The organism is Halomonas sp. AOP12-B1-6, from assembly GCF_052379225.1.
Taxonomy (GTDB): domain Bacteria; phylum Pseudomonadota; class Gammaproteobacteria; order Pseudomonadales; family Halomonadaceae; genus Vreelandella; species Vreelandella casei.
Window position 1 is genome coordinate 685,911 of the sequence record NZ_JBQSYK010000002.1, and the last position, 19,286, is coordinate 705,196.

At 51.5% G+C, this 19,286-nt stretch carries 20 protein-coding genes and 2 pseudogenes; 7 read left to right on the forward strand and 15 right to left on the reverse strand.

All coding sequences use genetic code 11. The features are described 5' to 3' along the window. Positions 1–32: 32 nt before the first annotated feature. Positions 33–665, reverse strand: coding sequence for a guanylate kinase (gene gmk, locus ACT3TR_RS08490; RefSeq protein WP_096276853.1), 633 nt, complete (start codon positions 663–665; stop codon positions 33–35). A 162-nt stretch (positions 666–827) separates the two neighbouring features. Here gmk and ACT3TR_RS08495 point away from each other — a divergent pair, with 162 nt between their 5' ends. After that, positions 828–1,523 carry an extensin-like domain-containing protein gene (locus tag ACT3TR_RS08495; RefSeq protein ID WP_192536018.1) on the forward strand — a complete coding sequence of 232 codons (696 nt, stop codon included), beginning with the start codon at positions 828–830 and terminating at the stop codon, positions 1,521–1,523. 17 nt (positions 1,524–1,540) lie between these two features. Here the strand turns inward: ACT3TR_RS08495 and ACT3TR_RS08500 are convergent, their stop codons facing one another. Both ACT3TR_RS08500 and ACT3TR_RS08505 read right to left on the reverse strand, forming a co-directional pair. Continuing rightward, positions 1,541–1,792 (reverse strand): hypothetical protein, encoded by a 252-nt coding sequence (locus ACT3TR_RS08500; protein WP_192536019.1) that lies wholly within the window; start codon positions 1,790–1,792, stop codon positions 1,541–1,543. Positions 1,793–1,883: 91 nt separating this feature from the next. After that, entirely contained in the window at positions 1,884–3,095 is a 1,212-nt protein-coding gene (locus ACT3TR_RS08505) for an MFS transporter (RefSeq protein ID WP_096276847.1), read from the reverse strand. Between the two features lie 221 nt (positions 3,096–3,316). Here ACT3TR_RS08505 and ACT3TR_RS08510 point away from each other — a divergent pair, with 221 nt between their 5' ends. Beyond that, positions 3,317–3,928 carry a DNA-3-methyladenine glycosylase family protein gene (locus ACT3TR_RS08510; RefSeq protein WP_444625056.1) on the forward strand — a complete coding sequence of 204 codons (612 nt, stop codon included), beginning with the start codon at positions 3,317–3,319 and terminating at the stop codon, positions 3,926–3,928. 3 nt (positions 3,929–3,931) lie between these two features. Here the strand turns inward: ACT3TR_RS08510 and ACT3TR_RS08515 are convergent, their stop codons facing one another. Beyond that, positions 3,932–4,810 (reverse strand): pirin family protein, encoded by an 879-nt coding sequence (locus ACT3TR_RS08515; protein ID WP_444624835.1) that lies wholly within the window; start codon positions 4,808–4,810, stop codon positions 3,932–3,934. Positions 4,811–5,042: 232 nt separating this feature from the next. On the opposite strand from ACT3TR_RS08515, the gene ACT3TR_RS08520 reads away from it, so the two are divergent. From ACT3TR_RS08520 to ACT3TR_RS08530, 3 genes and pseudogenes are all read left to right on the forward strand, one after another. Further along, complete coding sequence (locus ACT3TR_RS08520) at positions 5,043–5,180, forward strand: ImmA/IrrE family metallo-endopeptidase (protein ID WP_441684952.1); 138 nt, start codon at positions 5,043–5,045, stop codon at positions 5,178–5,180. A 90-nt stretch (positions 5,181–5,270) separates the two neighbouring features. Further along, positions 5,271–5,495 carry a hypothetical protein gene (locus tag ACT3TR_RS08525; RefSeq protein WP_441684950.1) on the forward strand — a complete coding sequence of 75 codons (225 nt, stop codon included), beginning with the start codon at positions 5,271–5,273 and terminating at the stop codon, positions 5,493–5,495. Next, a pseudogene (locus tag ACT3TR_RS08530) lies at positions 5,492–5,983 on the forward strand (DUF4411 family protein). Before ACT3TR_RS08525 ends, ACT3TR_RS08530 begins: the two are co-directional and overlap by 4 nt. 53 nt (positions 5,984–6,036) lie before the next feature. Here the strand turns inward: ACT3TR_RS08530 and ACT3TR_RS08535 are convergent. The 8 genes from ACT3TR_RS08535 to ACT3TR_RS08570 all read right to left on the reverse strand — a co-directional run bounded on the left by ACT3TR_RS08535 (position 6,037) and on the right by ACT3TR_RS08570 (position 14,146). Beyond that, positions 6,037–7,458, reverse strand: coding sequence for a c-type cytochrome (locus tag ACT3TR_RS08535; RefSeq protein ID WP_444624834.1), 1,422 nt, complete (start codon positions 7,456–7,458; stop codon positions 6,037–6,039). Position 7,459: 1 nt separating this feature from the next. Next, a complete protein-coding gene (locus ACT3TR_RS08540) occupies positions 7,460–9,049 on the reverse strand; it encodes a GMC family oxidoreductase (protein WP_193063018.1) in 1,590 nt (529 codons plus the stop codon). Positions 9,050–9,137: 88 nt separating this feature from the next. Further along, a complete protein-coding gene (locus ACT3TR_RS08545) occupies positions 9,138–9,704 on the reverse strand; it encodes a sugar dehydrogenase complex small subunit (RefSeq protein ID WP_096276823.1) in 567 nt (188 codons plus the stop codon). Positions 9,705–10,027: 323 nt separating this feature from the next. After that, complete coding sequence (locus ACT3TR_RS08550; protein ID WP_444624833.1) at positions 10,028–10,372, reverse strand: NIPSNAP family protein; 345 nt, start codon at positions 10,370–10,372, stop codon at positions 10,028–10,030. Further along, a complete protein-coding gene (locus tag ACT3TR_RS08555) occupies positions 10,362–10,871 on the reverse strand; it encodes a TRAP transporter small permease (protein WP_444624832.1) in 510 nt (169 codons plus the stop codon). The genes ACT3TR_RS08550 and ACT3TR_RS08555 overlap by 11 nt, the downstream gene beginning before the upstream one ends. Next, positions 10,868–12,154 (reverse strand): TRAP transporter large permease, encoded by a 1,287-nt coding sequence (locus ACT3TR_RS08560; protein WP_444624831.1) that lies wholly within the window; start codon positions 12,152–12,154, stop codon positions 10,868–10,870. Before ACT3TR_RS08560 ends, ACT3TR_RS08555 begins: the two co-directional genes overlap by 4 nt. A gap of 62 nt (positions 12,155–12,216) precedes the next feature. Continuing rightward, a complete protein-coding gene (locus ACT3TR_RS08565) occupies positions 12,217–13,188 on the reverse strand; it encodes a TRAP transporter substrate-binding protein (protein WP_444624830.1) in 972 nt (323 codons plus the stop codon). A 58-nt stretch (positions 13,189–13,246) separates the two neighbouring features. After that, entirely contained in the window at positions 13,247–14,146 is a 900-nt protein-coding gene (locus ACT3TR_RS08570) for an NAD(P)-dependent oxidoreductase (protein ID WP_444624829.1), read from the reverse strand. Between the two features lie 179 nt (positions 14,147–14,325). On the opposite strand from ACT3TR_RS08570, the gene ACT3TR_RS08575 reads away from it, so the two are divergent. After that, entirely contained in the window at positions 14,326–15,066 is a 741-nt protein-coding gene (locus tag ACT3TR_RS08575) for a FadR/GntR family transcriptional regulator (RefSeq protein WP_444624828.1), read from the forward strand. Between the two features lie 18 nt (positions 15,067–15,084). Then, positions 15,085–16,737, forward strand: a complete 1,653-nt coding sequence (locus ACT3TR_RS08580) for a thiamine pyrophosphate-binding protein (protein ID WP_444624827.1) — start codon at positions 15,085–15,087, stop codon at positions 16,735–16,737. A 141-nt stretch (positions 16,738–16,878) separates the two neighbouring features. On the opposite strand, the pseudogene ACT3TR_RS08585 reads toward ACT3TR_RS08580, so the two are convergent. The 3 genes and pseudogenes from ACT3TR_RS08585 to ACT3TR_RS08595 form a co-directional block, all read right to left on the reverse strand. Further along, positions 16,879–17,052: pseudogene (locus tag ACT3TR_RS08585) on the reverse strand (endoribonuclease YicC domain-containing protein); the annotation flags it as partial. A 78-nt stretch (positions 17,053–17,130) separates the two neighbouring features. Continuing rightward, positions 17,131–18,501, reverse strand: a complete 1,371-nt coding sequence (locus tag ACT3TR_RS08590; protein ID WP_444624826.1) for a heavy metal sensor histidine kinase — start codon at positions 18,499–18,501, stop codon at positions 17,131–17,133. After that, positions 18,501–19,172 (reverse strand): heavy metal response regulator transcription factor, encoded by a 672-nt coding sequence (locus tag ACT3TR_RS08595; RefSeq protein ID WP_096276819.1) that lies wholly within the window; start codon positions 19,170–19,172, stop codon positions 18,501–18,503. The genes ACT3TR_RS08590 and ACT3TR_RS08595 overlap by 1 nt, the downstream gene beginning before the upstream one ends. Between the last annotated feature and the right edge of the window lie 114 nt (positions 19,173–19,286).

Genomic DNA, 19,286 nt, shown 5'->3' on the forward strand with positions numbered 1-19,286 from the left:
AACGGTATTTAAAAACAATAGAACCGAACAGATTACTCGATTGCAGGCGCCTGTGACAAGAGCGCAGATAATAGCAAAGCGTGGCGCTCACTCATTAACGAGCGGCTTAAGCGACGGCTAATGACCAACGACTGTAATTCCTGCAGCGCGGTAGTGAAGTCATCGTTGACGACGAGATAGTCATATTCATGGTAATGAGACATCTCGCTGACCGCTTCGCGCATGCGTCGGGCGATGACCGCATGCTCGTCAGTGCCACGGCTTGATAAGCGCCGCTCCAGCTCATCACGCGACGGCGGTAAAATAAAAATCGATACCGCATCAGGCATTTGCACGCGCACCTGCTGTGCACCCTGCCAGTCAATTTCAAGAATAACGTCCTGCCCAGCCGTCAGTAATGCTTGTACCGCCTGGCGTGAGGTGCCGTAGTAATTATCGAATACTCTGGCATACTCAAAAAACTCACCTCGCGCGATCATCGTTTCAAACGCGGCCACATCAGTGAAATGGTAATTCACGCCATTCACTTCACCCTCGCGCTTCGCACGGGTAGTGTGCGACACCGATACTTGAATACCATCCAGGCTTTCGATGAGTTCACGCACCAAACTGGTCTTGCCAGCACCCGACGGAGCAGAAACAATAAAAAGCGTACCTTGGGACATGAAACAATTTCCCCAGTTTGCGCAAATAAGTTGCGAAAATAAGTTGTGAAAAATAAAGGGCAAAAATAACCAGAACGGCTGCAGGAAAGCAGCAAGGCCGCGCAGTATCGCACACCCATCGCTGCGGCTGTAGGGTTAGTAACAACATACAGGGAGGTAAGTATGCGCAGTACGCTGTTTATATTAGCTTTAATAGCGCTGGGCGTAGCCCTGCAAAAAGAAATTATTGAGCTCCCCCGCCACTGGGCGCCCTGGGCGCCGCTGCACGTTGACGACCCCATTACGCCCATCACTCAGCTCAAGCTCAGCCGCCTGTCGGATGATCGCACCGGCTGTCTGGCCGCTTTAGATACGGTCCCCGCAAGTGAGCTGCGCTACACGCCACTGGCAGATTACGCCCCCACCGCGAGCTGCCCGCTATCCAATATCGTGCGGATGCAATCAAGCGGCGTCGCCTTTAATCAGAGCTTCGTTGCCTCCTGCCCCATGGCACTGGCCTGGGTCATGTATGAACGCCACGCGTTACAGCCCGCCGCCGAGCAGTTGATGGGCAGCCGCGTCAGTCAGGTGAATCATGTCGGCAGCTTTGCGTGCCGGAACGTGTATGGTCGAGAAACAGGAAGGCGCAGCGAACATGCCACCGCAGAAGCGCTGGATGTCACCGGGTTTCAATTCGAAAATGGCGAGCGTATTACGGTGTTAAATAACTGGGATGATGAAGGCGCAACGGGTGAGTTCTTACGCGCCGCGCGCGATGGCGCCTGCGATACGTTCGGCAATATCCTCGGGCCCGATTACAACGCCGCGCATGCCGATCACTTTCACATGGGCATGCGCGGTTTTAGGCTCTGCCGCTAAGCAGTGTCAACCGCCATTTATTCGAGGTTGATGTCGTCTTTATCAGTAGCCGCACCGGTGGCAGCACCGACACCACCACCAATAACTGCACCCTGAACAACGCTACCACCGGTCACGGCCGCAGCGCCGGCACCCACGGCAGCACCAACGCCAGCGCCACTAGTGGCACGCTCGCCGGTGGTCGTGCCACAGCCTGCTAAAGCGACTGTCAGCGCGACAACTGCACCAAGGGCCAGAATACGTGAGTTTTTCAAAATTTGAGTGTGCATGGTCATCTCCTTATGGGTTGCTCCTTTTACACACTAGAAAAAATTTCGCACATTTACCATTTAATTATCGCTGTTCGATAACGAAAAATAGCTACGCCCGCCGGGCCGCAACGCCATAAGTACGCTTTTCCAGCCAGCGCCCTGCGGCAAAAATAACCAGGCCGCAAAGTGCTAATGCTGTGCCCACTAAGCCCGTACTCGACCAGGTAAAGCCTGCACTAATGGCCAACCCAGCCAGCCACGCGCCGAGCGCGTTTGCACCATTAAAAGCCGCATGATTGAGTGAGGCTGCCATGGTTTGGGCATCTTCTGCCACATCCATTAAGCGGGTTTGTAGCGAAGGCGCTAACGCCATACTGGTGCCTACCAAGCCGACACACAAAAGCCCTGTCCAAACGTTATTCGCCGCAAAGTAAAACAGCCCCTGAACAATGCCACACCACAGCAAGATGCAAGGGATTGCGCGCATGAGGTTTTTATCTGCCATGCGGCCACCGATTAAATTACCGGCAATTGAACCCAGGCCAAAAATTACCAGCACCAAAGGCCCTAGCGACTCACTCATACCCGCTTGCTGAGTCAGTGTTGGCATTACATAGCTAAAAATAGCGAACATACCGCCGCAGCCAATACAGGCCAGGGCTAAGGCAACTAACACACGCTGCTTCAGCAACGCAGACAGCTCGCGTACGGGGCTGGCACCTGTATCCACGGGCTGAACCGGTACATAGAGACGTATTAGCAGAGCGGTAAGCAGAGCAATTCCCCCCACACCCACAAACGCGATTTGCCAGCCAAACTGGTTGCCTGCCCACGTACCTAGCGGCGCCCCGATCAAAATAGCGACCGTTAGACCCAGCATCACCCTGGAAATAGCGCGTGCCCGTTGATCCACCGGCACCGCACCCGCCGCTACTAACGCCGCAATGCCAAAGTAGGCACCGTGCGGTAAGCCCGCGAGAAAACGCAGTCCCACAAATGACCAGAAACTCGGTGCCAGAGCGCTAGCGATGTTGCCCACTGCAAACACCAGCATCAGCACGATTAATAACAGCCGCCGAGGCGCGCGTGCGGCCAGCGCTGAAATTAACGGCGCCCCCACCACAACACCCAGCGCGTAGCTACTGATCGCGTAGCCCACCTGAGGAACCGTCACGGCTAAGTCGCCCGCCACGCGGTTCATCAACCCCATGATGACGAATTCGCTCGTTCCTATCCCAAACCCGCCCAGCGCCAACACAAATTCGGCCAGGCGCGGTTTGCGCGCCAGCCCTTGAGACGACGATGCTGTCGAATCCTGCATATTTATCTCCTAGCGGTACCGCCCTGTTGGCACCTTGATTAGCGCAAATGATCGCAGGATTAGACGAAAGTATAAATATGCCGCGTTCAAAAAAATTAGCCGGCAAAAAGCGTTTGCCTGCCCTACTAGCGTTCATTGAGCTTTATCGACAGGCCTGTGCACAGTACTGTTCACTTAATCCTGTTCACTTAACTGTTTATTTCTTCAATAAGGCGAAGGCGATGACACTCGATACCATTGAGCACGCCATGGCGGCACTTGCTGAGGCCGACCCAGATATTGCCCGCGCATACCCATTGGTCGGCGCGCCTAGCCCACGTCAACGCGACCAGGGGTTTGCGACGTTTTTCAGTACCATCGTTAGTCAACAGCTATCCACCGACGCGGCACGCGCGATTATGGGCCGTGTAAATACGTTACTGCCGGAGCTGCATGCAAAAGCGGTGATGGAAGTGGATAGCCAAGCGCTGCGCGATGCGGGGCTCTCCTGGCAGAAAATTGAGTACGCCAAGGGCTTGGCAGAAGCCGAACTCGCCGGCACCTTTAGCGCCGATGGGCTTGAAAAGCTAAGCGATGATGACGCCATCACCGCGATTACCGAGCTACGCGGCTTTGGCCGTTGGAGCGCTGAGATTTACCTAATGTTTTCTCTCAACCGTCCGGATATTTTTCCTGCCGACGACCTGGCCCTGCGCGTAGCGTTAGGGCGCCTGAAAGGCATGGACGACAAACCCACGCCCAAACAGGCGCACCAAATGATAGAACACTGGGCGCCTTGGCGCAGCGTGGGCTCGCTGTTTCTATGGCACTACTACCGGGGCGAGCCTTTGTAAGGGCTAAGCGTCCAACCCACCAAACTTGCCATTCTGATAATCCTCTACCGCCTGGGCAATCTCTTCGCGGGTGGTCATCACGAAGGGCCCATGGGAGTAGACAGGTTCGTCGATCACCTCGCCATGGCCAAACAGCAGGCGTGCGTCGCTGCTGGCTTCGATGTCGAGGCTCTCGCCATCACGATCCACTTCAATCAGATGATGCGGCTTCGCGGATTCACCACTCACCGTGACATCGCCATCGACCACATAGAGAAACACCTGCCGCCCAGGTGTAACGGGCAGTTGCTCACGTGTGCCAGCGGGCAGTTTCAGCGTCGACATAAATACGCCGGTCAACGTTTCAATAGGGCCAGCCTGCTCCTGCCACTGCCCGGCGATCAGGTTCAGCTCGCCGCCGCCCGGCAATTGAATAGCCGGGATCGACGACTGCTGAAGCCCTACATAGCGCGGCTCGCTCATTTTCAAACGCGCCGGCAGATTAACCCACAGCTGCAGAATCTCCAGCGGGCCGCCCTCACGCAGAAACTCGGGTGGCGAGATTTCCGCATGCACGATGCCGCTACCCGCCGTCATCCACTGCACGCCACCTTTATGAATCACGCTTTGATGGCTGGCACTGTCAGCATGGGCCAGCGACCCCTCTAAAATAAACGTCACCGTTTCAAAGCCGCGATGCGGGTGCGGGCCAAACGGCAGGCCACGGTTGTTGGCCGGATACGTTTGCGGGCCGTGGTGATTCAAAAACAGAAACGGGTCGAGCTGATCCAAACCAGGCCCTGGTAACGGCCGACGCGTGGTTAAATCACCGATATCATCGCGCTTGGCCGGGTGCTGGGCGATGACACGGCGGACTGGGCTTGTGGATGCGTCTACTGACATAAAATGCTCCTTAACAATTACCTTTAGCTTAAAACCTAGGCCAAAGGATGAGGAGCGAATAGTTTTCTTCGAATCGTTCTAGGAAATTGATGGGTGATTGTAGGCAAGCCGACATGCGCTCCCAGTTAGGAGTAGCGGATCACCCTAAGCGCGGCAAATGAAATGACTATTACCGCGATTTGACCCAGCGAATCGAAGCGTTGGGCATCTTGGCGATGCGCTAGGTGCGCGCTTGTTCACCTTGATTTATGAGTTGTGCCATATCTGGATTGGTCAGTCTGGCATTTCCGATGGAAACGCTAATACGCACCGTCAGCAAGAAGTGCTTTGTAATGCCGCTGCAGCAGAGTTTTTAGTATCCGAACAATAGCTTAGCGCTCTTTGGCAGCATGATTTAGCACACTGGCAAGATAACTTATCCACGTTAGAGGCCCATTTTCACGTCAGTACCTGGGGTGCGTTGACGCTCGATTTTATCTCTCAGGCGCAATACGGCCGCTATATTGCTGAACGGCAGGCGCAGTACAAAACTAATGAAAGTGGTAGCGGCCCCACGTACTACCAGACCAAAAAGTCCCAAATCAGCCAGCTTTTTTCCAAAGCGGTCGTCAGTGAAGCAAGTGCCCTGCTAGGCGGGGTCAAACCGAATAAGATGGAGCGCTTCGCTAAGGAGCTAGGCATTTGAGATATCTACTGGATGCAAATACCTATATACAAGCGAAAAACCAGTACTACGGAATGGATATTTGCCCTGCTTACTGAGACTGGCTGGATAAGCAGTTTGCGTTAGGCACCATTGCCAGTGTTGATATGATTGGACGCGAGCTAAAAGAAGGCAAGGATGAGCTCGCCGCTTGGGCCCGCGAACGGCCAGACCACTTCATCAGCAACGACGACGAGCAAACACAATTACTGTTCGCTGAAATCGTGCAGTTCGTTATAGAAGGCGACTATAACCCCGGCAATCGCGATAATTTCCTGGCAAAAGCCGACCCATGGATTATTGCCAAAGCTAAGGTCATCGGTGCCAGCGTGGTAACGCATGAAGCTGTCGCGGCCGTTAATACGCGAAAAGTTAAAGTACCTAATATCTGCCAGCAATTCGAAGTACCCTGCCTCAATACCTTCCGGTTTCTGCGGGAATTAGAAGCTCGGTTTGTTCTCGGACAATAAGTAACGCTCAACCAACGCCACCCCAACGGATGGCGCCACTTTAAAAGCATCACTTACCGCCTTTTACGCCGTATCAAAAAAACAATCAGCCCCACCACGAAAAGCGCGAAGATCACGCCTGCCGCCATTAACCAGGGCATGGCTTTCACCAGTAGCGGCGTTGGGCCGCCTTGGCGTAGCTCCGTAACGCGGGCAGCGTCGACTTCAAGCTCGGGGTTGCCGAACTGGCTCAGCACGTAGTTACTCACGGCGGCGATCTGCTCATCGTTTAGCTGCTCGCCAAACGCGGGCATGGCCACGGTGTAGTCATCGATTTCGCGATGCACGCCCTGCAATACCGACATAATCAGGTTATCGGCGTTGGCACCCTGAGTCGCGGTATTGTGTATCAGCGAGGGGTAGAACTGATCATCGGTGCCCTGCCCGTCGATCTGGTGGCAGCTGGCACAGGCGCCGTTATAAAGCGTCTGGCCGTCGGTACGTTTACCATCACTCATGGCCTGAGGGTCATCGTTGCGCAGCGGCTCCAGCGTGGCTGGGCTTACGGGTTCAACTTCGCGGGGTGCCTGGCTTACATCAATGGCCGGGCCTATCGCCGTGGGTGGCACCTGCTTCAAGTAGACCGCCATGCTGTGCAGGTCATCATCACTTAAATAGCGCAGGCTGTGCTCTATCGCCTCAGCCATGCCGCCACCGGCTTGTGCTTTGTTCTCAACGTGGCCAGTGCGCAGGTACTGCACCAGCTCTTCAACGCTCCAGTTACCGATCCCGCTGGCATCGGAGGTAATATTAGGCGCATACCATCCACCGACGTTGGCCCCTGCCAGATAGCGGTCATTGTTTTCCCCCATCAGCGCGTTACGCGGCGTATGGCAGGCGCTGCAATGCCCCAGCGTATCGACTAAATAGCGGCCACGGTTGAGAGTGTCACTTTGTTCCGGATCGTGAGTATAGGCGTCATCCAGGAATAAGAAATTCCATGCGGCCATGCTCACGCGGAGGTTAAAGGGAAACGGCAGCGATGTTTCAGGCGTCGGCTCGTCGACCGCTTCAACCCCGTGCATAAAGTAGCTATACAGCGCGTGAATGTCATCGTCGGTTAAGCCGCTATACGCGGTGTAAGGCATGGCGGGATAAAGATGAGCGCCGTCGGCACGAATACCTTCGGTTAGCGCACGTTTAAACTGTGCTTCTGAGTAGTCGCCAATACCATATTCGCGGGAGGGCGTGATATTGCTGGCAATAATATCGCCCATGGGCGAGGCAATGACGTAACCCCCTGCAAAAGGCTGCCCAGACTCTTCCGGCGGACGGTGGCAGGCGGAACAATCAGCGGCACGCGCAAGATACTCGCCTTGCTGGATCAGCTCGTCATCCACATTCGCTGCGTTACTGGGGCTAGCGGCACCACTTGCATGGCTGGCCAACGAAAACATAAAAGCGACACCTAGGAGCCAAAAGGACGGCAAGCGCATGTTAGATCTCCTTGGCGATGATGTCGGCAATGCGAATACTCAAAGCAACACCGGCAAGCGTGGGATTGATCACCCCTGACGCGGGGATAACACCGGTGGTCGCAAGGAACAGGTTATCGTGATCCCAGGTGCGGCATTCGCCGTTCACTACAGAGTCTTCGGCTCTGTCGCCCATGATCACGGTCCCCATTAAGTGATCTCGGTTTTGCCAGCCGGTATCGTCTTCGATGACCTGGCCGCCCATGATGCGCACAAAGTTGGCGTAGTCACGTTTCGCGACATCAGCCGCCGCTTTTACGTAGTTATCTACGCTGTAGTTAACCGTCAGCATGGGAATGCCCAAGGCATCCTTGTAGCGTGTGCTGGGCCGAACGGTGTTATGGGCATGGGGCAACATCTCAAACACCGTGGAGATATCTACCCAGCGGGCGGCGTCATGGCGGATTCGGTCGTCGAGTTCCGGGCCTACAATCAAATTATCCAGCAGGCGCTGAGTGACGGCCGTGTTGGGCACCATATTGGTTAATGCATGCTTAATGGCTGAGTGTTCGCGGCGAAAGTCGCCATCGCGCCAGTTGAAGATCCCGCCCTGCTGAACAGGCCCGCGACCCGGCCAGACCGGTTCATCGGCCAGAAACTGAAGCCCCATGCCGGTGTGATCCATCAGGTTACGGCCCACCTGATCCGAGGAGTTGGCCACCTCTGAAAGCAGCAGCAGTTTGGGCGTTTCCAGGCCGTGGGCGGCGACAATAAAGTACTTTGCGGTCAGGCGAGTGTCGTCACCGTTGGAGCTGCGATAGTGCACGGCCGCGATTTTACCGTTGTCACCTTTTTCAAGATGATAGGCGGTAGCATCGGTGATCAGCTTAGCGCCCGCGTTTTCAGCATGGCGAGCGTGGACATCGCCGCTGTACATGGCGCCAATCGGGCATACCGGCATGCAGTTATTATTGCCGCTGCACGCCGGGCGACCGTCCCAGGGCTTATGAGTACGAGCGTTAGGCTCGTGGATGAAACGGTAGTCTTCAGCGCTGATTCGATCCCTAATGCGCTGAAAATAATAGGTATCACCCTCGGGGGAAACGGGGTAAGGCTCCGAGCGCGGCGGCCAAGCATCGCCACCCTGGCCGCTTTGGTCATCGGTATCGCTGCCTGAAACGCCCAAGGCTTTTTCAGCGCGCACGTAGTAAGGCTCTAACTCGTCATACTCAATCGGCCAGTCGCGCCCTACGCCGTAAAGCGTTTTAAGCTTCATATCGTTGGGAATATAGCGCCACGTTGCCGCCGCCCAGTGCCACGTGGTGCCGCCGACCAGTTTCAACATGCCGGGGAACAGATCGAAATCGCCGGTGTTTTCGATATAATTTTCCTGGTACGACGTCGGCGCCCACGGTGCGTTGGGGTAAGGGTCGTTGAAATTTCCCTTGCGCGAAGAGGTGCGGAAATTTTCAACAATCTTCCAGCGCGGCACATGCTCACCCGCCTCAAGAATAATTACCGATTTGCCCTGCTGAGCGAGCTCAAAGGCGGCGTTGTTGCCTAGTGCGCCCGAGCCGATAACAATCACATCCGCGTCAAATTGCGTAGCCATGGTAATAAACGGTCCTGAATAAAAGAATCAATACGCTCGACCCGACACCTATTAGCAGGCCGGGGGCGTACTTTGGTATAAGTAAGAATTAATCAGTGGCGATGCTGGCAGGCGGATCGACCCAATAGTCGGAGTGACCGCGGGAATACGTCGGAATAACCGTGGCATCGATAGTCGGCTCAAACATCAGTGCCCCGGTATAGGTAATAAAGCGGGTGTTATCGGTCGCGCTATGACCTTGCACGCTGCCGGTGAAGCCCAAATACCAAGCGCTGATAATCGCCACCGCCGTTTGCGTTAACGCTTCTGGCTGGGTAGCGGCAAAGGCTTTGAAGCTGCGCATATCGATAAGATTGGCATCATCCATCGCCTGGGCCAGCAACCGCTGACGATCAGCAAAGCGCTCGTCGCTATCCAGCAATGCCTGCCAAACGCGCCCGGCGATGCGGGCATCTAGCGCCTCTCTCCCGGTTAAACGCTCGGAAAGCATCAGAAAATCTTGGATTGCTTGCTCGCTGGTAGCACCGGGACTATCCGCCCAGGTACGCGTCGCCCAGGGGAAAAAGGCGGCAGCGGAAACAGCCGCCATACCACCCAGCAGCTCACGCCGGGAAAGACGGAGTGTCTTTACTGCGTTGTTTTTAATAAATTTCATCGACAGACCACGCTTATATTAGCACGCTAATTAATAGTCAGAAATTATACGCCTCTTTTGCTCTATAACAATCTTTAGTCATAGTGTACTTATCAATGTAGCTCAAGCGACTCATCTTTTGGATTGGTTCTCTGAACGGCTCGATCAACGTATTGAGTTCCAACACTCAGAGGGAGTGCTTTCAGCGACCACTTATGGGGATGGAATCACTCTAGCTTCGTGTTTGAGTTGCTGCATTCATTAAAAGGCAATCATCTATAAAAAATTTTGCGCCAGGGCTGAGCAGCCACTGGCGCAAAAAATATCAATTATTATAAATGGTACTAGCGGGGGCTATTGACCAGACTATTAAAAGGATCGAAAAAGGGTGCCGCGTTCAAGATTGTATTTTCTTGATTGATCAAATAACCAGCCTCGGCACTTTTTGCAAGATACGTTGCCCACTCTGGATCAGCTTGAAGAGCGCGGCGTTTGGCAGCCCGATCGTCTGCATCTTTATACATCCAGACGTGAACATAGGAGTTCACGTTTCCCGTTTCAACAGCACCATAAACAACCGGATAACCCAAATGCTTAGATTGAACGTCCCAACCATAATCCTCATATAATTTCATATGCTTTTTAATTGTACCGGGGCGGCAAGTATAGGTTCTTAGGTCATAAATCATTTAGTAGCTCCTTTTCACAGTTAATAGAATTAGTTTTTATTTCTTTCAATGCTATAAAGACATCTCTAAGCGAGTAAGCACTCATTAACACACCGGCAATGGGGATTGATACGTAAAAAAGCCCAATAGGTAAATTTAAAACCGGAGTTAATGCACTGCTTCTTTCTGTAAGCCGCCAGCCATACCAAGCCATCGTTAGAAAAAACACTACGGATAATAAAGCTATCAAACCTTTAAGTACCGGCGCGGCGTATCGTTGGCTTAAGGTTTTTTCGAGCCAATCTACTCTAAAGTGAGATCCCTCTCTCCATAAAGCAGCTGCGCCCATAAAAACCATCCAGGCAAATAAGCCTTGCACTACTTCATCCAGCCAAGCAAAGCTTGCAAGCTGAAAGCCGCGCGCAAAAACGTTCACAAAGAGAAGAATGAATAAAGCGGATAAACACAGGATTGCGATGCCCCGCAACACATGACCAATAGCTATATCTAATTTATTCATGGATTCATTACCAGCCTAGGAAGCCAAGTTGATATTTCAGGAAATATTACAACCGCTAACAAAACGGCAAAAAGACCGATTAGATAAGGAACCAACGCACGTGACAGCCTGCCAACGGTAATATTCGCTATAGATGATGTTGCAAACAAGACCATACCTACAGGAGGTGTGAGCAGACCAACCATCGAGCACATAATCATAATGACGCCAAAATGAACAGGGTCTACACCGATTTGTGTGATCACAGGAAAAAATAGCGGTACCGTTAATACGATTACAGCAATACCTTCTAAAAACATCCCGAGGATTAATAATATTATAACGATAATCGCCATTATTATTGCGGGATTGGTTGAAAATGAAAGCATTGTTTCAACTAACTGATTCGGAACTCTCTGATGTATCAATAACCATCCAAAAAAGCCAGCTGCGGCAATCACAAACATAACGCGCACGGTATGAGTTAATGTATCCCAAAGAATAGAAGGAAGATCAGAAACCTTAATTTCTCGATAAACAACCATCGAGAGAAAAAGAGCGTATGCGCTTGCCATAACACCTGCTTCAGTCGGCGTAAACAGCCCTCCAAATATGCCAGCAATGATAATAACCGGTGTTAATAACGATAACAATGCAGATAAAAAACTGCGCCCTATTTCGAACCAATCAATATGATCACGACGAGACATCTTGTGGCGTAAAGCATGAATATAAACGGCTAGCATAAGTGCTAAAGCCATTAAAATACCGGGTACAACCCCGGCTAGAAATAGCTGCGCAACAGAAACACCCGTAATGGAGGAATATAAAACGAAAGGGATCGACGGTGGAAATACTGGCCCAATAGTCGATGATGCAGCGGTAATGGCAGCAGAAAAATCCGGATCATAGTTGCGTTCTGCCATTGCCTTAAGCTCAACTTGCCCAAGACCAGCTGCATCGGCAACGGCGGCTCCTGACATGCCAGAAAAGAACAGAGAGGCAAGCACGTTAACTTGACCTAACCCGCCACGGATATGACCGACACATGCATCCGCAAAATTAAATATCCTATGCGTTATCCCACCAGTGTTCATAAGATTACCAGCCAGGATAAAAAAGGGTATGGCTAGAAGCGTGAATCCTGTCGTAGCGGAAAACATACGCTGGGGCAACATTGCGAGAATGTCGAGATTACCCTGAAGAGCATAGAACCCTACCGAAACCAGGCCTAATGAAACAGCAACAGAGAGACCTATCCCAATTAAACTAACAAGGCATCCTAAAATCAAGAAAGTAATCATATTTCATACCTTTTGTCAGTTTGGAGCGCTAAACCAGCCACTCCAAACTGTACCCTGATAGGTTAATCTAAGAAGTTCAGGAAGGTTTCCATATTGTCCTGCCCAACATGTTCCGCTACACGTGCTCTAGCGGGCCCCATAAGTTCAACAAAAAGAGATAAATCAGGTTCAGTTACCTGCATACCACGCTCTTTAAGCGCTGCAATCTCTTCTTCCTCTTGAGCCATAACAGCTTCACGCATCATCGCTGAAGCCGCTAGGCTCTCTTCTTTAATAATGGTTTGCTGCTCTTGAGTAAGCGAATCCCATGTGTTTTTATTAATCACATGGACCATTGAGTTATATACATGTCGGGTCAAGGCTAAATGATCTTGAAAATCGTTTAAGTTATAATGGTATATAACACTAATCGGATTTTCCTGTCCATCGACGACACCTTGATTAAGTGCGTTAGGCAGCTCAGGAAACGAAATTTGTGCTGTCGAAGCCCCAAGCGCTTCAAGTGCGGCAACAATTTGAAGCTCTGGTGGAGTACGTAGTTTTAATCCTTTTACGTCTTCGGGTGTTTCAATTGGCCTCTCATTATTGGTTATATGACGGAAACCATATTCCCAATTTGATAATAAGACTAATCCTTGCGACTCTAGTTGGGGAGCAACCCAGTCATAGAAAGGCCCATCTAAAACGCGGTGCGCCTGTTCATAGCTATCAAATGCAAAAGGAGTCATGACAGTGCCGAATGCTTTAACATATTTATCCAGTCCACCTTGAGTGGGCAGATTCATATCGACGACACCTAAAACCGTCTGTTCTAATTGCTCAGGCGGTGAACCAAGTTCATTAGCAGGATAAAGCTCAACAGAAATTTCATTATTGGTTCTTTGGCTTACATTCTCAGCGAATTGCAACGCCGCTTCATGTCCGGGATGCGTTTCCGCAGCAAAGTGTGCCATTCGAAGCGTAATTTCTTGCGCACTTACGGTGCTTGAAATAATAAAGGCACAAGTACCTGTAATAATATATTTATAGTTCATTTGAGAGTCTCTTTTTAGTTGTTACTTATTATTGAGTTCTACTGGAAAAATATAATTCTTATTCTTTTAAGCAGGCTTGAACACCTGAAAGGTCTTCGTATGCTTTGATAACAGCCGTACAGCTTTCGCTACCGTGCCCCATAATTGAAGCAAGAGCGTAAGTGTTATGTACAGATTGAGCCATGAAAGCAGGCATTCCCGCTTTTCCCAGCCATTCTGCATAATAGCGAACGTCTTTTTGAGCGTTTTCTAACGACATATGTGGCGTAAAGTCACGCCTTAGAGTGAGGTCGCCATAAAGATCCATCATTCCAGACTTACCACCTGCTGCTGAAATAATATTAATAACTTTCGACATATCGAGCCCTTCTTTAGCGGCAAGAGCAAAGCCCTCACACCAAGAAGCCACATTCGCGAATGCTATATAGTTGTGTATCAGCTTAAGGCGGATTGCATGCCCTGATGGGCCGACATGAAATATGTTTTCGGAGTAAGTCTTAAAAACTGGCCGTAAACGCTCCAGTAGTGACTCTTCCCCACCAAATAAAATATTAACCTCGCCACGCTCAGCGTGAGCAGGTGTACGAGTCATAGGCGCTTCTGCGTAAATAATGCCCGCTTTATCGCAAGCGTCACGTAATAGGTCTACATGCTCAACCGAGACGGTCGTATGATCTAAAAAGACAGCATCTTTGGGTAAGGCTGCCAATGCGCCATCTGGGCCTAATGCCAAGGCTCTTACGGCTTCTGCTGTGGTAACACAAACAGCGAAAATATCAGATTTAGCCGCGATCTCGACGGCTGAAGCTCCTGCCGTTGCGCCATGCGTAACAGCATCGGCTATCTTGTCTGAATCTAAGTCGAATACAGTGACGCTGTATCCTTTAGCACAGAGGTTTTTAACGAGACCACGTCCCATACCGCCCAGGCCTATAAACCCAATTCTTAGCTCTGGCATTGGTGACTCCTTATTGTTTTTGAATTTTTTACTTAGCAGGAGAGTAGATCACTTCCTATTGTCTGACAACTGTTTTTCAGCTATGTTTATGGTATAAATCTTCATCCTTTGCAACATTGATTTGGCTTTCAGCTATGTACCGGCGTGAGAGTTTATAAAGCATCTAGGAATGTACCCTGATGAAGACACCAGTAACGTTTGAACGTATTGATCGGCCCCGCAGGCTACCTGATGAGGTAGCCGCGGCGCTTACGGCGGCTATCGAAAATGGACAGTTACGCCCAGGAGACCGTTTTCCGACCGAGGCTGTACTGTCTGAAAGTTTTGGCGTTGCTCGCACGGTGGTACGCGAAGCTATTTCGCTACTGAAATACGACGGTGTCGTTGATTCGCGGCGTGGGGTTGGAACGTTTATCACTGAAAACAGCAACCGCTCTGCATTTCGCATTAGCCCTAGCTGCTTTGAAAAGCGTCAACAAATTATTAAATTGCTGCAGCTACGCGCTGAAGTTCAAGCGGGCGCTTCGGCCCTGGCTGCAGAAAAACGCTCTATAAAGCAGATGCAGGGTATCCAGGAGCGCTTCATTGAAATGGAGCGGCTGGATGCACTGGGCCCCGATGGCGCTCTTGAATCTAGAGTGGATATTGAGCTCGATTTTTATCGCTCCATCACCGAAGCCTCAGGTAATGAATATTACATTGAAGTTATTGGCATGATTGAGGGGAATATCCAAAGCAATTTGCGTTCGGCTTTTCTCAAGAATGCAGCCGCGTCTGAGTTTGGCGTCCCCATTATAAACGAGCATCGTGCTGTAAGAGATGCGCTTGCTGCACAAGATATCGCGTTGGCTAGACAGGCTACACGCCTTCGCTTTGAACATGCCGCTGAGCGTATCGCGGCGCGTGAAGACTTTTTATAACGAATAAGGGCAAAACCTATGAACAAAAACAATGTACGTCACGGTGGTCACGTCTTAGTTGAAGCCCTAAAAAAACAAGGCGTAGAACGCGTATTCTGTGTTCCAGGTGAAAGCTATTTGGCAGCGCTTGATGCCCTTTATGAATCTGGCGTAGAAACTATCGTCGCCAGAAATGAAGGTGGCGCGTCGATGATGGCCGAAGCTGACGGTAAGCTAACAGGCCAGCCAGGTATCGCTTTCGTGACGCGTGGACCAGGCGCAACCAACGCTTCATGCGGCGTGCATGTTGCGTTTCAAGACTCCACTCCCATGATCTTATTTATAGGCCAGGTTGCTAGCGACCAACGCGATAGGGAAGCCTTCCAGGAGGTGGATTATCGAGCCATGTTTAATCCGTTGGCAAAATGGGTTGCAGAAATTGATCGTGTTGACCGAATTCCAGAATACATTAGCCATGCATTCCATGTTGCACAGAGCGGGCGGCCCGGCCCCGTGGTACTTGCGTTACCCGAGGATATGCTTTCTTCCGAATGCGGTGACGTCGCTATTGTACCCGCCGCCGTATTGCCTTCAGGAAAAGCAGCAGAAAGCGATGTGAATGCAGTATTAGAGCTATTAGCCTCTGCTGAACGCCCTTTAATCATTGCCGGTGGAGGCTCTTGGTCGCAACGAGCGGCCGATGCACTGGGGCAATTCGCGAATAAAGCAGGCTTGCCAGTAGGAGCCTCTTTTCGGTGTCAGGATTACTTAGACAACAGACACTCAAATTATATTGGCGATATTGGTATTGGCATTAACCCTAAGCTTGCTGAACGAGTGCGTAATGCTGACGTTATCCTGGCACTAGGCAGTCGGCTAGGGGAAATGACGACGAGTGGATACACGCTACTTACGCCACCGATGCCAAAGCAGACTCTTATCCACGTCCATGCTGATTCTTCTGAGATTGGCCGGGTATATCGGCCTGATTTAGGCATTGTTGCCAATGCCGCCGAATTCATTTGCCAGCTGGCAGAGGCGGCTGAAGCACCAAAAACATCCAGAAAGCAGTGGATTACAGAAGCCCGCGCTGATTATGAAGAGTGGCAACAGCCCCAACGCACGCCCGGCAACCTGCGGATGGAGAGTGTCATTGCACACCTCAACGAGGATCTCAGCGATGATGCCATCTTAACGAATGGCGCGGGAAACTATTCGGCTTGGTTACATCGCTATTATCGCTACCGTGGGTGGCGAACACAGCTAGCGCCTACGAGCGGTTCAATGGGCTATGGTTTACCCGCAGCCATTGCTGCCAAGCTGCGACATCCTGAACGCGATGTTATATGCCTAGCGGGCGACGGTTGCTTCCAAATGGCAATGCAAGAATTTGGCGTTGCCTGTCAGTACGGCGCTAATATCATTGTGCTGATTTCCAACAACGGCATGTATGGAACAATCCGAATGCACCAGGAGCGACATTATCCTGGACGCCCATCGGGAACGGATATGATCAATCCCGACTTTGCTGCTTTGGCAAAAGCGTATGGTGGCTACGGAGCAACGGTGACAAGCGACGAGGATTTTCTAACGGCTTTTTCCAATGCGAAAAATGCAGGCGTCCCCGCCATTCTAGACTTAAAAGTCGCACCGCAGGCCTTATCACCAAAACTTCAATTGGCCACACCTTAAGTCAACATATAAGGGCTGGTCAGTTAGACCAGCCCTTATATTAAACGACTTTGTGTACCGCTTAAGATCGCTTTTAGCTATCAAAAGTGTTCGTCTTGTTCTTATCAAGCATCATCGTTATTGGTATGAAATCAATACCTCTTATTCAATGTTCTGTATCTGCTCGCGCATCTGCTCAATCAGCACCTTCAGCTCCACCGCGCAGCGGGTCGTCTCAGCCACCACGAATTTCGACGAGAGCGTGTTGGCTTCACGGTTGGGTTCCTGCATCAGGAAGTCTAGGCGGCGGCCTTTAGGGCCCTTCTGGGCGAGCTGGCACAACAATAAACTTAGGGCGTCATTACTCTGGCTGACGTCACGAGTGAAGACCGACTGAGCAGCAATAGACGGTGCTCACATGCCCAAGCGCAGTAGTGACAGAATAAAGGTCGTGCCTGTTTCATTATTACTTTCGACACGCACGTCACCACCGTGCCATTGGATAATCGAACGGACGATGGCCAGTCCTAGTCCTCCTGAATCGGCTACACCGGCTCGCGCCGAATCACAGCGATAAAACCGTTCGAAAACCCGTTGCAGGTTATCAGGGGAGATGGCCGTGCCGAGATTATGAACGCGTAGTTCGAGCCGATCCTCCATGCTCATCGTCGTAATATGAATAGGCGTTTCGGAACGGCCGTGGCGAAGCGCATTGGCGATCAGATTGGCCAACGCTGTGCGTAGCAAATCGCGATTGGCAACAACGGTACCACTCGACTGATTGACGAGCGTTCGTCCGTCGTCTTCCGCCATACCTTCGAAGTAATCACATAGCTGAGCTACCAATACTCCGAGGTCTACTTCATCAAATGTTAACGCTGTTGAAGGATTCTCGGTCCGTGCCAGAAACAGCATGCTATCGATCATTCTCGAAAGACGCTCGTACTCTTCAATATTCGATTCAAGCACCTGCCGATATTCTGCAGTCTCTCTTTCCCGCCGCAGCGTATGCTGTGTTTGTCCCAATAGGTTGGTTAACGGTGTTCGCAGCTCATGGGCCATGTCTGCGGAGTGTCGGGACAGCTGAGAAAAACCTTCTTCCAGCCGGTCTAGCATTAGGTTCAATCCATGGCTTAAGCCACTGATTTCCTTTGCTTCTCCTGCGACATTCAAGCGCCGATCCAACTGTCTTATGTTGATGCGATTAGACTGTTCAGCCAAGCGGCGCAACGGCTCTAGGCCGTGCCGACTGACTCCCCACCCGAGCACGAAGGCAAGTAGCGCGCCCATCACAAGAGCCAACCAAAGTCGAAGCCGATAGGCCGTCAGCATCTGACGACGCTCATCAAGCAACTTACCGGCGATAAGCGTGAGCGGCCGCCCGCCTTGTTCAAGTGTTTGCCATGCCAATCTTGCCTGTATTGAGCCGGTAGTATTCTCAAAATGGATGGTGTCCGTCATCGGTAACTGGGGCACGGGTAGGTCGCTCGGGTTGACGTCAATCAACACTTGGCCTTCGGCATCCAGTATCCACAACAGGCTGTCGCGATTGCCCAACATATTGGCATAGAGCTTAGGACGCTGGCGAAGCGTAGCTATACTCTCGGCGTCATCGAGCAGCGTTTGCATACGCTCAAGACGTCCATGTAGCATTTGATCATCACGCCAAGCAATTTCACGTGTTAACGAGTGATAGAGGTAGGCACCAATACTGCCCAGCAGCAGCACACTGACCAGCGCGAACATCAGCGACAGGCGAGTCGCTAGGGAGTTCAGAGCGGGCATCAAACGCGGTCCTCAAGTACGTAACCCATGCCACGTTCGGTGTGTATCAGCTTACGAGAATAAGGGTCGTCCACTTTTGCACGAAGTCGACGCACGGCCACTTCGACGACATTGGTATCGCTGTCAAAATTCATTTGCCACACCCGCGAAGCGATATAAGTGCGCGATAACACTTCGCCTTCCCGATCAAGAAACAGCTCCAGTAATGAAAATTCCTTATTGGTCAGAGCAATGCGCTCACCTTGACGAGTCACCCGTCGTCGCAGCACGTCCATTTCCAGATCAGCCGCACGAAAATGCTCTCTCTCGCGAGGTGGACTGCGGCGCAATAGAGTACGTACTCGGGCTAGCAATTCGACAAAAGAGAACGGTTTAACCAAATAGTCGTCGGCACCCAGCTCTAACCCCTTGACGCGATACTCCACCGCATCCATGGCCGTCAAAAACAGCACCGGCACTTGGCTACGACCACGGATCAGTTGCAGCAGCTGCCAGCCGTCAAGACCGGGCAGCATGACGTCAAGAATAATCAGATCAAACTCGCTCTCGGTGATCAAGTGCTGCGCATCATATCCATTGAGGGCGACCTCAACACGATATCCCGACTCCCCCAGGCCCCTACATAGATAGTCTGCGGTTTTGTGCTCGTCTTCTACCACTAGGATACGCATACCGCCTCCCCGCGAAATTGATACAGATTAGCTAGATCAATCGCTTTGTCACATTACAAATCTGTAATGCTGCCGTCAGGTAATTGACGCACTCGGCCTGTCAGGATGTCACCA